Here is a 14,220-nt window from a genome sequence, read left to right as displayed (position 1 = left end):
AAACTGTCTTAACTTGAGTGCCCACACAAATTGCTTGATAACTAATTGTTAAAGATCTGCACATGGATGTGCTTACACCGAATCGATTCATGGAAGAATATTGATTCGATGCCTTCCTTTATAGGAAGGAGAATTAAGTCGCATTCGCTTAACTCTCATTTGCTTGCAGGCCTTGCCCGAAGCAGGATGCGCATTCTACGCCATCCAGTTTTGATGTCAACCGCTTTTTGATAATTATTTCGAAAAAGTTGTTTTCGAATATTTCTCAGTTTCGGTCGTGATAACCGGGTTAAACCCTTGAGGTTATCGTATCAAAACACTTCGTTGGGATGTCCCGTGGAAGTGGATGCGCATTTTAGGGATTTTCCGGTCGCCGTCAACACCCAAATCAACAAAAATTACAAAAAAAAGATCGTTCGCCTGAAAAATGAACGATCCTAACATTTGGTTTACCAAATATTGATTAATCGATTAAATACTTCGATACATCTGCCAAAGATTCGATGCGATGTGCATCTACCGAACCATCATCCGGGTAATGTCCCGACAAAAATAAGCGTGTCGGAACGTTTCCAGCTATCGCCGCTTCCATATCCGATCGCTTATCGCCCAGGAAAATACTTTCAGAAAGATTAATATCATGACGACTGGCCGCATCGAGGATCATGCCAGGCCCAGGTTTACGACATAGACAGTCTTTTAAATAGGGAGGATTGGCGCTGGTGGGATGATGAGGGCAATACATAACATCATCGATGGTCACGTCATGTTCCGCAAAACGAGCTTTCATCCAATCTGTCAGGTGATGAAAGTCCTCCTCTGTATATTTGCCACGGCCGATGCCAGATTGGTTAGTTACCACAATTAGCAGGTAGCCTTTTTGCTGCGCGGCAAAACATATTTCAAAAATACCTGGCATAAAATCAAATAATTCGATTTTAGATACATAGCCATGATCAATATTGATAATACCGTCACGATCCAAGAATAAGGCTTTGGTCATTATTTAAGTTCTGCAAGTTATATAAAGAGGGAGAAACCCCGTAAACGTGCACTATATCATAAAGGGCAAGGATAAAGAGTAGCCATAGGTCGCAATTTAAGTTGCCATATCGATATAAGGTTTACGGGTGTAGGCAGCGCTTCAAACGCTGCCTTGGTATTCAATACCAATCACACTAAGTTTGTGCACAACTCAGAGTTAGGGCAGAGGTTCAGTTACAACATAGATTTTATTGATATAGTCATTCTATATTAATGAAATATAGGGCAGTAAATGGGCCTCTCACTAACTCCCTTCGGGTGAGTTTTAAAGGCATTTATCCTGCGTTACTGATTTTGACAATGGAGTGACCATTCTCTGCAATCAAAGCCTTGTCTAAAAGCCTTTAAATTCTCACTGAGTGAGCAATAATTTAATGTGATTGGTATTACATGGCAAGGCCGCCATCAATCTCGACAACACGACCCGTGAAGAAGTCATTTTCGAAAATATAGCGAGCAGTGTGGGCTATTTCTTCAGCCTGACCCAATCGACCGACTGGCTTCATTTTCTCTAAGCGCTCACGCATTTCAGGTTTCATGGCATCTGTCATCGCGGTTTTAATAACACCCGGGGCAATAGCACCGACGCGAATACCGTGGCGTCCAAGTTCACGAGCCCAGGTAACAGTCATCGCAACAACGCCTGCTTTTGAAGCTGAGTAGTTGGTTTGGCCCATATTACCCTGACGCGCAATCGACGACATATTAATGATCACACCCTTGCGATTGTGCTTAATCATTTGCACAGATGCTTCACGACCACACAAGAATACGCCTGTCAGGTTTACATCAATGACTGACTGAAACTGCTGTAACGACATTTTTGCGGTAACTTCACCATCTTTCGCTTTGACAAACATACCATCGCGAAGAATACCGGCGTTATTTACCAGACCATCAATGCCATCAAAGTCACTGGCGATTTGCTCAAAGGTACGCTCGACGTCAGCTTCATCGGTAACATTGGCTCCGTAAGCTTTAACATCAGCGCCACTTTGTTTTAGTTCAGCAACAATATCCTGCAGTGCGTCTTCGGTCATATCGATTAACGCCAGGCGAGCACCGTGATTGGCAAAATCTTTTGCCATTTCGCTACCTAAGCCACCGGCAGCACCAGTGATAACAATTACTTTAGCGGATAAATTCATTAATCTTCCTTTGCGTACATCTTAAAAATACTGGAAAAATCCAGTTTGCCGTTACCCTGGCCAGCATGAAGAGAAAACAGGTTTCTCGATAGTGCGCCCATTGGCGTCGTTGACTGACTCTGCACCGCACAATCCATGGCAAGCCCTAAATCTTTTGCCATCAAATCGACCATAAAGCCGCCTTGATATTCATTACTGGACGGTACATTGTCCATCACATCCGGACATGGATTGTATAGCTCTAAGGTCCAGTTGCGACCAGAGCTTTTTAGCATAATTTCCGATAAGACTTTCGGGTCAAGATCGTTATTGATACCTAGCTGTAGCGCTTCTGCAGTCCCTGCCATCAGGATTGACAACAACATGTTGTTGCATACCTTAGCAACCTGACCGGCGCCGTGACCGCCGGCATGGAATATGTTTTTGCCCATGGCTTCAAGGAACGGCTTCGCGCGATTAAACTCAGCGTCACTGCCGCCTACCATAAAACTCAAGGTGCCAGCAGCAGCTCCCGCGACACCACCGGATACCGGAGCATCGACAAACTCCATCCCTTTTGCCTGCAAGGCCGCGGCGACCTTTACTGCAGTCGCTTTATCGATTGTTGATGAATCAATCGCCAAGGTGCCAGCTTGCATCGAATTGATGATGCCGTTTTCTGACAGGTAGCAAGTTTCCACATGCTTACCCGCTGGCAGCATCGTTACCACAACCTCAGCTAATGCAGCACAATCGCCCGCGTCCTGATGGGCAGTCGCGCCCTGTTCAACCAATGCATTCATCGCATCAGCACTTAAATCAAAAACATGAACCTGGTGTCCGGCTTTAAGTAAGTTAGCGGCCATTGGCCCGCCCATGTTACCTAATCCAATAAACGCGATTGCCGTCATTTATTTTTCCTCTTGTTGTAAGTTAAGCGTCTTTTATTATTAGTTTTAGCTGACGCTTTTATTAACCTTTTGTTCTTTTATTCGTTGCTAGTCGCAACTTAATTATGCGAGTGCTTCTTGTCGCAAACCTAGGCCCGCTAATGGATGGTTAGATACCGTCCAGTTAGGCTCAAAAAACCAATCAACGACTTCGCTTTCTACGTCAGCAATGGTCGCAAACTTCCAGTTAGGTGAATTGTCTTTTTCAATGAGTAAGGCTCTGACACCTTCTTTGAATTCACCAAATTGAGCACATTTGGTTGCCAAGCCCAACTCGAAACGAAAGCAATCAGAAAGCGAATAGGACTTGCTGGTTTGCAGCTGTCGATAAATGATGTGTGCACTTAGCGGACTGCCATTGGCCAAAGTTTTCTGGGCGCGCTGAATCCACTTGTCTTCACTATCAATCAATTGGATCTGCTTTTCTATGGCTTCTAAGGATTCGCCCGTTGTACAGTTTTCAATAAGCTGTTGATGCTGAGCTACATTAGAACGTGGTAGTGAAGATTTCACATCGCCGCTCAATGAAGATAATACCTTGGTCACTTTCTCATGATTTAACGAGATGGTATCGCCCCAATGCACATCAATTAGCTGATCCAGCAGACTTTGCTTTTGAGCATTGGTTAGAAAATGATCGGCAAGATTGACATGCAGCGCATCGGCGGCATTGACACTGGCACCAGTTAAACCAAGAAATAAACCACAACCTTTCGGCATCCGATTTAAGAAGTAACTACCACCAACATCCGGGAATAGTCCGATGGTAATTTCAGGCATGGCAATACGAGAGGTTTCCGTAACCACTCGATGACTCGCACCAGCCATCAAACCAAGGCCACCGCCCATCACAATACCAGCTCCCCAAACAAGAATCGGTTTGGTGTACGCATGAATCAAATAATCAAGCTGATACTCATCGGCAAAATATTGCGAAGCGGCATTAACGCCCTGCTCGCCATCTTGCATGCCTTTATATAAGTGGACGATATCACCGCCAGCACAGAAGGCTTTTTCGCCACTGCCTTGTAGCATCACCATGGCGATATCCGGGTTATTTTGCCATTGCTGCAGTTTTGGCAGCAGCGCATGCACCATATCGTGGCTCAGCGCATTTAAAGACTTTTCAGAGTTTAATGTGGCAATACCAATCTTTTTGCCATGAATGGCGTTTAATTCTTCGAAAATTACGACTTCGGTCATAGGATTTCCCCTGCCCCTTCACTAAGGATCCGGCGAGAAACAATCAGGCGCATAATTTCATTGGTGCCTTCCAGGATCTGGTGAACACGTACGTCTCGGAAATGGCGTTCTAATGGATATTCTTTAATGTAGCCATAACCACCGTGAATTTGCAGGGCAGCGTCACAAACGGCAAAACCTACGTCGGTTGCAAATTGTTTCGCCATCGCACAATAGGCCGTTTTTTCCGGATCGTTATTATCCAGTTTAAATGCCGCTAAGCGCACCATTTGTCTGGCTGCTACTAATTGCGTAGCCATATCCGCCAGCTTAAATTGTAGTCCCTGAAACGATGCCAGAGATTTGCCAAATTGCTTGCGCTCTTGCATATACTCAGTAGCGGTATTTAATGCCTGTTGCGCAGTACCGATGGAACAGGAAGCAATATTGATACGTCCACCATCTAACCCTTTCATGGCAATGGTAAAACCTTCACCTTCAGTGCCAAGTAAATTTTGTTGTGGGATTCGCACATCTTCAAAAGTAATCAAACGGGTTGGCTGGGCGTTCCAGCCTAACTTTTCTTCCGCTTTACCGTAGATGATACCCGGGGTATCTGCAGGAATAACTACAGCAGAAATACCTTTAGCACCTTCACCGCCGGTTCTCACCATAGCGACAAGTACGTCGGTTTCACCGGCACCGGAGATAAACATCTTCGAGCCATTAATGATGTAATCATCACCATCTTTTTTGGCGCTTGTCATCAAGGATGCAGCGTCTGAGCCTGCGCCCGGCTCCGTCAAACAGTAAGAAGCCAGGTATTGACCTGAGACCAGACCGTCGCACCAGCGTTCGCAAACACTGTTGGTGCCCCAACTGGCGATCATCCAGGTAGCCATATTGTGAATGGTGATCATCGCCGTTGTTGCGGTACAACCCATAGATAACTGCTCAAATATGATCGCGGAATCTAAACGACTAAGCGCCATACCGCCTTTATCTTCTGGCGTATAAAGTCCACAAAAGCCCAACTCTCCGGCTTTTTGAATAACGTCTTTTGGAAATATATGTTCAGCGTCCCAGGTACCTGCATGAGGCGCCAGTTCCGCCATGGCAAATTGCTTCGCCATATCTGCAAACATTTGCTGTTCTTCAGATAAGTTAAAATTCATCGGATTATCTCTTCCCCAAATTCATTTTGACCTGTTGTTATTTTCTTTTTAAGGCCAAAAAAAAGCCGCAATCATGCGGCTATTCAGTTTTTGATTTAAAGCATTTCGATAGCAACGGCTGTTGCTTCGCCGCCACCAATACAAAGACTTGCCAGACCTTTCTTAAGGCCTTTATTTTTCAATGCGTGAATCAAAGTCACTAATATACGAGCACCACTTGCACCGATAGGATGACCTAAGGCACATGCACCACCGTTGATATTCACTTTGCTGTGATCCAGCTCTAATTCGTCCATAGCCAACATAGTTACCATGGCAAAGGCTTCGTTAATTTCGAATAAATCAACGTCGCCGATTGACCAGTTGATGTCTTCTAGCAATTTCTTGATGGCTCCAACTGGCGCAGCCGTGAAGGTTTCTGGTGTTTGCGCGTGCGAGCTATGACCAACAACACGACACAATGGCGTTAAACCGCGAGCAGCCGCTTCACTTTCCGTCATCATAACTAATGCTGCAGCGCCATCTGAAATCGAGCTCGAGTTAGCCGCTGTTACGGTGCCATCTTTCTTAAAGGCTGGACGCAGTGACGGGATCTTTTCCGGACGAGCATTACCTGGTTGCTCATCGATTTCAACGGTTACTTCACCGCGACGAGTGCTGTAAGTTACCGGCGTAATTTCATTTTCAAACGCACCACTGGCAATCGCATCATTGGCACGTTTTAACGATTCTAATGCGAACGCGTCCATCTGCTCACGACTGAATTTCTTCTCATCGGCAGTATCTTGGGCAAAACAACCCATGGCTTTACCGTCATACGCATTTTCCAGGCCATCAAACATCATGTGATCTAAGGTTTGTGCATGACCCATACGCATACCCTGGCGCGCTTTCGGCAGCAGGTATGGTGCATTGGACATACTCTCCATACCTCCGGCAACAACAACGCTGTTGTAACCAAGGCGCAAGGTATCAACGCCCTGCATTACCGCTTTCATGCCGGAACCACAAACTTTCGATACTGTCGTACATGGCGTTCCCATGTCGACATCAGCATAAAGTGCTGCCTGACGAGCCGGAGCCTGTTTCATGCCTGCCGTTAATACACATCCCATTAAAACTTCATCAACCTGATCGTTGCCGATATTCGCGCGCTCAAGCGCGGCACGGATTGCGGCTGCGCCCAGCTTAACCGCGGGTTCTGAGCTCAGGCTGCCCATAAAGCCCCCCATAGGCGTACGGGCGGCGGAGACAATTACAATAGATTCGTTGCTAGACATAATGCTTCCATTTTTCATTTTAATTTTATGATTTCAAGGTTAACGCAATTTCAAAGTTTACGCCAAGGTAAACTTTTTCGAGAAATTTACCCAAGCGTAACTAATTATTGCCAATATCAAGCATAGTCTAGCTTAAGTCGCAGAATATATAGTGCTATAGGTCTATATCCAGACCTTTGCTACGCCTTTCCCGGGCCTTTTTCAGGGCATTGTCTGAATTTGTTTACAGCTTTTAGGCTCACCTTTGCCACGCTCAAGGCAAAACAACTTTACCTTTACGTAAACTTCACCTAAGTTAGAGAAAACGTTTTATCGAAACATCCCTATGAGTGATATCAATAATAAACAAGCGACATTCAGCATTAGTGATCTGGCCAAAGAGTTTGATGTGACCACAAGAAGCATCCGGTTCTACGAAGATCAGGGGCTATTAAGTCCTCAACGTCGTGGACAAACCCGCATCTACAATCGTCGTGACCGGGTAAGACTAAAGCTCATCCTAAGGGGTAAAAGGCTTGGCTTTTCACTGGCGGAAACCGGCAGATTGTTTAACCTTTACGATGCCGATAAGACCAGTACCAATCAACTCGACACCATTATGGACTTAATCGCAGAAAAGAAATCTGCATTGCACCAGCAACTGGATGACATCCAGGTTGTATTAATGGAATTGTCGACATTAGAACAACGCTGTAAACAGGCGCGCCAGGAGCTAACGTCAAAAACCACAGCAACTCCAATAAGCGAATTAAGCAAAACTACTAAATAAGGAAACATTATGATCTCCCGTTTCTCTTCACTGAATTTTAATCTTGGCGAAACCGTTGACATGATCCGCGATCAGGTAAACGCATTTGCCCGCGATGAAATCGCTCCACGCGCTGAACAAATTGATATTGATAATGAGTTTCCAAATGACCTGTGGCGCAAATTTGGCGACATGGGCCTGTTAGGTATGACCGTTGATGAGCAATACGGTGGTAGCGGCCTTGGCTACATTGAACACGCTGTGGCAATGGAAGAAATTAGCCGCGCTTCTGCATCTGTAGGCTTGAGCTATGGCGCCCATTCAAACCTGTGCCTGAACCAAATTAACCGCAACGGTACCCATGAGCAGAAGATGAAGTATCTGCCTAAGCTATGCTCGGGTGAACATATTGGTGCTTTAGCGATGAGTGAACCAAACGCGGGTTCTGACGTGGTTAGCATGAAGATTCGCGCCGAGAAAAAAGGCGATAAGTACGTATTAAACGGCAACAAGATGTGGATCACCAATGGTCCTGATGCCAACACTTATGTCATTTACGCAAAAACCGATATTCACGCCGGTTCTAAAGGTATCACCGCCTTTATCGTTGAGCGTGACTACCCTGGTTTTAGCCGTCACCAAAAACTAGACAAGCTGGGTATGCGCGGCTCAAACACCTGTGAGCTGGTATTTGAAGACTGTGAAGTACCAGAAGAGAACATTCTTGGCGAGCTAAACAAAGGTGTGGCGGTACTGATGAGTGGCCTTGATTACGAGCGTGTGGTTCTGTCTGCCGGACCTCTGGGTATTATGTCTGCATGTATGGACAGCGTAGTGCCTTACATTCACGACCGTAAGCAATTCGGTCAGTCAATTGGTGAGTTCCAGCTTATCCAGGGCAAAGTGGCCGATATGTACACGCAAATGAATGCTGCAAGAGCCTATGTCTATATGGTTGCTCAGGCTTGTGATCGCGGTGAGACAACCCGTAAAGATGCCGCCGGTGCGATTTTGTATGCCGCAGAGCTTGCAACCAAAATGTCACTGGATGCGATCCAAATTTTAGGCGGTAATGGTTATATCAACGAATTCCCTACCGGTCGTCTGTTACGTGATGCCAAGCTTTATGAAATCGGTGCAGGTACGTCGGAAATCCGCCGTATGCTGATTGGCCGTGAGCTATTTAACGAGTCTAAATAATTTAAAGAGCAAGCGTTAAGGAATTACCGTGGCCAAACTACACAGTAAAATTAATACGCGAAGTGAAGACTTCGCCAACAACCAGTCCCATATGCAGGAGCAGGTTGACGATTTAACTGCCCTACTCGGAAAAATTAAACAAGGCGGTGGTGAGAAATATCAACAGCGCCATCTTTCCCGTGGAAAGCTACTGCCAAGAGACCGAGTCTATCAGGTACTTGATGCGGGTTCTCCGTTTCTGGAGTTATCACAACTTGCGGCCTTTGAGGTCTATGACGATTACGTGCCAGCAGCCGGTATTATCACAGGTATTGGCCGGGTGAATGGTCAGGAGTGTGTGATTATCGCCAATGATGCAACAGTGAAAGGTGGAACTTATTACCCGCTAACCGTGAAAAAGCATCTACGCGCGCAAACTATTGCCGAAGAGAACAACCTGCCATGTATTTACCTGGTGGATTCTGGGGGTGCTAACCTGCCAAACCAGGATGAGGTCTTCCCGGATAAAGAGCATTTTGGTCGTATCTTCTTTAACCAAGCCAATATGTCTGCCAAGAACATTCCGCAGATTGCCGCAGTAATGGGCTCTTGTACCGCAGGTGGTGCTTATGTACCAGCGATGGCCGATGAGTCAATCATTGTAAAAGAACAAGGTACGATTTTCCTTGCCGGTCCACCGCTGGTAAAAGCAGCTACCGGCGAAGTCGTTTCTGCCGAAGAGCTCGGCGGAGCCGATGTTCATTGTCGTACTTCTGGTGTTGCCGATCACTACGCGCAAAACGATCAACACGCATTGCAACTAGTCCGTCAGGCCGTTGGTAACCTGAACCGGGTCAAACCGGGTCAATTGGATATCAAACCACCGAAAGAACCTCTGTACGACAGCAAAGAAATTTACGGTGTTATTCCAAAAGATGCGAGACAGCCCTATGACGTCCGAGAAGTCATTGCCCGGGTGGTTGATGGCAGTGAATTTGATGAATTCAAAGCCTTATATGGAACCACGCTAGTGTGTGGCTTTGCCCGCATACACGGCTACCCTGTCGGTATTGTTGCCAATAACGGTATTTTGTTTGGTGAGTCCGCACAAAAAGGGGCGCATTTTGTTGAGCTGTGTGCGCAGCGAAAAATCCCACTGGTATTTTTGCAAAACATCACTGGTTTCATGGTTGGTAAACAATATGAATCTGGCGGTATTGCCAAGCATGGCGCGAAGATGGTAACCGCTGTGGCCTGTGCTCAGGTTCCCAAGTTTACAGTGTTAATAGGCGGCAGTTTTGGTGCGGGTAACTATGGTATGTGTGGCCGTGCTTACGATCCTCGCTTTATGTTCATGTGGCCAAACGCACGAATTTCTGTAATGGGCGGCGAACAGGCAGCTGGTGTTCTGGCGCAGGTTAAACGTGACCAGAAAGCGAAACGCGACGAGCAATGGAGCGAGCAAGAAGAACAGGCATTTAAACAGCCGATTATCGACGAATATGAAAAGCAGGGTCACCCTTATTATGCATCTGCGCGTTTGTGGGATGACGGCGTTATTGACCCGGCGGATACTCGTCAGGTCCTAAGCCTTGCCCTATCCAGTGCATTAAATGCCGAGATTAAAGACACTCGCTTCGGCATTTTTAGGATGTAACATGATTAACAATACAAATCCATTACTGGACATTACCTACCCACAAAACGGGGTGATTGATGTCAGTCTGAATAATCCAGACAAGTTTAATGCCTTCGACGATGCCCTGATTGCAGCGATGACCGATGTCTTTGAACAAGTGGCTAAAGAAGACAGCATCCGAGTGTTGATATTATCGGCTAAAGGTAAACATTTCTCTGCCGGTGCCGATCTATCTTGGATGCAGCGCATGGCCGATTACACTCGCGAGCAAAACCAACAGGATGCGATGGCACTCGCAACCATGCTGTACAAGCTAAATCACTTACCACAAGCGACCATCGCTAAGGTTCAGGGTGCGGCTTTTGGTGGCGCCGTTGGCCTGGTGAGTTGCTGTGATATGGCAATTGCCAGTGAAAACGCCAGTTTTTGTTTATCGGAAGTTAAGCTTGGCCTGATCCCGGCAACCATCAGTCCTTATGTCATTCAGGCGATGGGCGCGCGTGCCAGTCGTCGTTACTTTCAGACCGCCGAGCGATTTAATGTTACGACCGCTCATCAAATCGGTTTGGTAGATGAAATCTGTGATATCGAATCCCTTGACGAAACCGTCGCTCGTCGTTGTCAGCTGATTCTTGGCAATGGCCCACAAGCGGTGCAAAAAGCCAAAGCGTTAGTGCTGGATTTTCAACACCGAGAAATCGATGATTCCGTGCTTGAAGATACCAGTGACCGCATCGCCGAAGTCCGTGTCAGTGAAGAAGGTCAGGAAGGCTTGCAGGCCTTTTTCAATAAACGACCAGCCAACTGGTTAAGCGATAAGGAATAATTATGTTTAGTAAAATACTCATCGCCAACCGTGGCGAAATTGCCTGCCGGGTTATCGAAACGGCTCGTCGCATGGGCATTAAAACGGTCGCGGTATATTCAGATGCCGACCGTCATGCCATGCATGTAACCCTTGCCGATGAAGCGGTTTATATTGGTGAAGCACCAGCAAAAGACAGCTACCTGCAAGGTCAGAAGGTTATCGATGCCGCTTTGAAAACCAATGCCCAGGCGATTCACCCGGGATACGGTTTTCTCTCGGAAAACGCTGAATTTTGTCGACTTTGTCAGACCAACAATCTCACCTTTATCGGTCCTCCGGTTCCTGCGATTGAAGCCATGGGCTCAAAGTCTGCCGCCAAAGCGATTATGGAAAAAGCCAATGTGCCTTTGGTACCTGGTTATCATGGCGAAGACCAATCGGAAGCCTTAATCAAACAACATGCCGATGCCATGGGTTATCCGGTACTGTTAAAAGCGGCTGCCGGTGGCGGTGGTAAAGGTATGCGTCAGGTATGGAGCGAGGAAGAGTTTTCCAGTGCCCTTGCCGCCGCAAAACGTGAATCCATGGCTGCCTTTAACGACGATGTTATGTTGGTTGAAAAGTACCTGACACAACCTCGACATGTGGAGATCCAGGTATTTTGCGATAACTTCGACAATGCCGTGTATCTGTTTGAGCGTGATTGCTCGGTCCAGCGTCGTCACCAAAAGGTGATTGAAGAAGCGCCAGCTCCTGGTTTGAGTGAAGAGGTTCGTGAGCAAATGGGCCAGGCAGCGATTGCCGCAGCTAAGGCTATCGGTTATCGCGGTGCGGGTACCGTAGAGTTTTTGTATGAAAACGATGGGTCATTTTACTTTATGGAAATGAATACCCGTTTACAGGTCGAGCATCCGGTTACAGAAATGATCACCGGCCAGGATTTGGTTGAATGGCAATTTCGTGTGGCTTCAGGGGAAACCTTACCGCTGCAACAGGACGATCTGAAAATAAACGGTCATGCCTTCGAAGCGCGAATTTATGCCGAAGACCCGGATCAAGACTTTCTGCCAGCAACCGGTACTCTGAACTTCTTAAAAACACCAACGGAAAACGCCCATGTGCGCGTTGATACCGGTGTTCGTCAAGGCGATGACGTCAGCGTTTACTATGACCCTATGATTGCTAAGCTGATTGTCTGGGATGAAGACAGAAGCAAAGCATTAGCAAGGCTTCGCGGCGCACTAAAGCATTATCAAATCCAGGGTGTCACCACCAATATTGATTTTCTTTACAACGTTGCCAGTAACGATGCTTTCGCTAACGCCGATATCGATACCAGCTTTATTGAGAAACATCAGCAGAGCCTGTTTAATGAACAGTCTGGGGATATCGAAAGCTATCTGCCGCTTGCAGCTACCTATGTCCTGCTTTCTCAAAAGCGCGATAATCAGGCACTCACCAGCGCCAATGATCCTTACTCGCCGTGGCATAACAATAATGCCTGGCGCGCCAATGAGAAGAACCTTCATAAATTTGAACTTAACGCCATGTCTGAGCGCTATGACATTGAAGTTGAAGAGTGTCGTGAAGGTGAACAGCAGTATTATCTGGTGAAATGTCAGGGGCAAACCTATGATGTTCAGGGGCAATTACTCGATGACGGCTTGTTAGTCACTGTCAATGGCCATCGTCAGCAAGTAGTGATTGCCGCTCAACAACATAGCTTTTCCATTTTCACTGACCTTGGCGCCATCACCTTTGCTAAAGTTGTTGAAGATTTTAATGCTAGCGACGACAACGCTGGTGATGCTGGCTTACAGGCGCCAATGAATGGCACCTTAATCGCCACCTTAGTTGAAGTTGGTGATGAGGTTAGTAAAGGGCAGGCATTGATGATCATGGAAGCGATGAAAATGGAACATACTATCGTTGCGCCTGCAAATGGCAAAGTCAGTGAGTTCTATTATCAAAGTGGTGACATGATTGATGGCGGCTCTGCCCTACTCGCCTTTGACGCTGAGTAAGGCTTAAAAGACAAGCCGTTACGACAATGAGAATCGAGTAATGATTAAGTCAAATCCAAGACTACCTTCCAGTGTAAAACTGGTGGAAGTGGGCCCGCGAGATGGCCTGCAAAATGAAGCCAAAGCCATTGATGCTCAGGTGAAAGTTGAACTGGTAAACCGGTTAACCGATACGGGCCTTTCCTATATCGAAACCGGCAGTTTCGTGTCGTCGAAATGGGTACCGCAGATGGCATCATCGGCGGATGTGTTTGCGCAGATAAAGCGTAAAGACAAAGTAACTTATGCAGCCCTGACACCAAACTTAAAAGGCTTGCAGGCCGCGATAGACGCTGGTGCAACCGAAATTGCTATTTTTGGTGCCGCTTCAGAAAGCTTTAGCCAAAAAAACATTAACTGCTCTATCAAAGAGTCGTTAGAACGTTTTTCAGATGTGGTTGAGCTGGCTAAGCAGCACAATTTAAACATTCGCGGCTACGTGTCCTGTGTTTTAGGTTGCCCTTACGAGGGGGAAATTGCGCCAGAAGCGGTGGCTGACGTTGCCCATGAGCTGTTTTCCATGGGTTGTTACGAAATTTCCCTTGGCGATACCATAGGTGTTGGTACCCCGCACAAAGTGCAGGAAATGTTAGTAGCCGTGAATAAGTACGTACCAATGGATAAATTGGCGGTGCACTTTCACGATACCTATGGTCAGGCGCTGGCAAATATTTATGCTGCTCTGAATATGGGCGTTGCGGTTATCGACAGTTCGGTTGCGGGTTTAGGTGGTTGTCCCTATGCAAAAGGCGCATCGGGCAATGTCGCCACCGAAGATGTGGTATACATGCTTGACGGCATGGGCATTGAGCACGGTGTTAATTTGGATTTATTGCTTGCAGCCGGGTGGTTTATCAGTGACGAATTAGGACGAGCTCCGGTATCAAAAGTATCAAACGCGATGCGAGCGAAACAAAGCTCATAATTCAGCTATCGTTATCGAACGCCAACCAAGACTAAAAAGCCAGCATCAACGCTGGCTTTTTCATGCTGACTTTTTTATATCAGTAGCGAAAATCCCTTAT

Annotated in this window: 12 protein-coding genes; 6 read left to right on the top strand and 6 right to left on the bottom strand. The window is 46.6% G+C overall.

Translation table 11 applies throughout. The features are described 5' to 3' along the window. Positions 1–463: 463 nt before the first annotated feature. From gmhB to FNC98_RS05255, 6 genes are all read right to left on the bottom strand, one after another. Entirely contained in the window at positions 464–1,003 is a 540-nt protein-coding gene (gene gmhB / locus FNC98_RS05280) for a D-glycero-beta-D-manno-heptose 1,7-bisphosphate 7-phosphatase (protein WP_143580277.1), read from the bottom strand. 427 nt (positions 1,004–1,430) lie between these two features. Further along, a complete protein-coding gene (locus tag FNC98_RS05275) occupies positions 1,431–2,192 on the bottom strand; it encodes an SDR family oxidoreductase (protein WP_143580276.1) in 762 nt (253 codons plus the stop codon). Then, a complete protein-coding gene (gene mmsB / locus FNC98_RS05270) occupies positions 2,192–3,082 on the bottom strand; it encodes a 3-hydroxyisobutyrate dehydrogenase (protein ID WP_143580275.1) in 891 nt (296 codons plus the stop codon). Before mmsB ends, FNC98_RS05275 begins: the two co-directional genes overlap by 1 nt. A 102-nt stretch (positions 3,083–3,184) precedes the next feature. After that, positions 3,185–4,324, bottom strand: coding sequence for an enoyl-CoA hydratase/isomerase family protein (locus FNC98_RS05265; protein ID WP_143580274.1), 1,140 nt, complete (start codon positions 4,322–4,324; stop codon positions 3,185–3,187). Then, positions 4,321–5,478 (bottom strand): acyl-CoA dehydrogenase family protein, encoded by a 1,158-nt coding sequence (locus FNC98_RS05260; protein WP_143580273.1) that lies wholly within the window; start codon positions 5,476–5,478, stop codon positions 4,321–4,323. The genes FNC98_RS05265 and FNC98_RS05260 overlap by 4 nt, the downstream gene beginning before the upstream one ends. Before the next feature lie 95 nt (positions 5,479–5,573). Next, positions 5,574–6,758 carry a thiolase family protein gene (locus FNC98_RS05255; protein WP_143580272.1) on the bottom strand — a complete coding sequence of 395 codons (1,185 nt, stop codon included), beginning with the start codon at positions 6,756–6,758 and terminating at the stop codon, positions 5,574–5,576. A 325-nt stretch (positions 6,759–7,083) separates the two neighbouring features. Here FNC98_RS05255 and FNC98_RS05250 point away from each other — a divergent pair, with 325 nt between their 5' ends. From FNC98_RS05250 to FNC98_RS05225, 6 genes are read left to right on the top strand one after another with little or no spacing between them, the layout of a single operon-like run. Beyond that, the gene (locus FNC98_RS05250) at positions 7,084–7,527 is read left to right on the top strand and encodes a MerR family transcriptional regulator (RefSeq protein WP_143580271.1); all 444 of its coding nucleotides are present in this window, start codon (positions 7,084–7,086) and stop codon (positions 7,525–7,527) included. A gap of 9 nt (positions 7,528–7,536) precedes the next feature. Beyond that, complete coding sequence (locus FNC98_RS05245; RefSeq protein ID WP_143580270.1) at positions 7,537–8,706, top strand: isovaleryl-CoA dehydrogenase; 1,170 nt, start codon at positions 7,537–7,539, stop codon at positions 8,704–8,706. A 28-nt stretch (positions 8,707–8,734) separates the two neighbouring features. Beyond that, positions 8,735–10,342: a carboxyl transferase domain-containing protein gene (locus tag FNC98_RS05240; protein ID WP_143580269.1), complete on the top strand. Its 1,608-nt coding sequence runs from the start codon at positions 8,735–8,737 to the stop codon at positions 10,340–10,342. Position 10,343: 1 nt separating this feature from the next. Next, entirely contained in the window at positions 10,344–11,150 is an 807-nt protein-coding gene (locus FNC98_RS05235) for an enoyl-CoA hydratase/isomerase family protein (RefSeq protein ID WP_143580268.1), read from the top strand. A 2-nt stretch (positions 11,151–11,152) separates the two neighbouring features. Then, a complete protein-coding gene (locus FNC98_RS05230) occupies positions 11,153–13,156 on the top strand; it encodes an acetyl/propionyl/methylcrotonyl-CoA carboxylase subunit alpha (RefSeq protein ID WP_143580267.1) in 2,004 nt (667 codons plus the stop codon). A 40-nt stretch (positions 13,157–13,196) separates the two neighbouring features. Then, positions 13,197–14,120, top strand: coding sequence for a hydroxymethylglutaryl-CoA lyase (locus FNC98_RS05225; RefSeq protein WP_143580266.1), 924 nt, complete (start codon positions 13,197–13,199; stop codon positions 14,118–14,120). Positions 14,121–14,220: the final 100 nt, after the last annotated feature.

Source organism: Thalassotalea sp. PS06 (assembly GCF_007197775.1).
Classification (GTDB): domain Bacteria; phylum Pseudomonadota; class Gammaproteobacteria; order Enterobacterales; family Alteromonadaceae; genus Thalassotalea_A.
The sequence above is the reverse complement of the archived record's forward strand: the minus strand, read 5'-3'. Positions and strand labels throughout refer to the sequence as shown.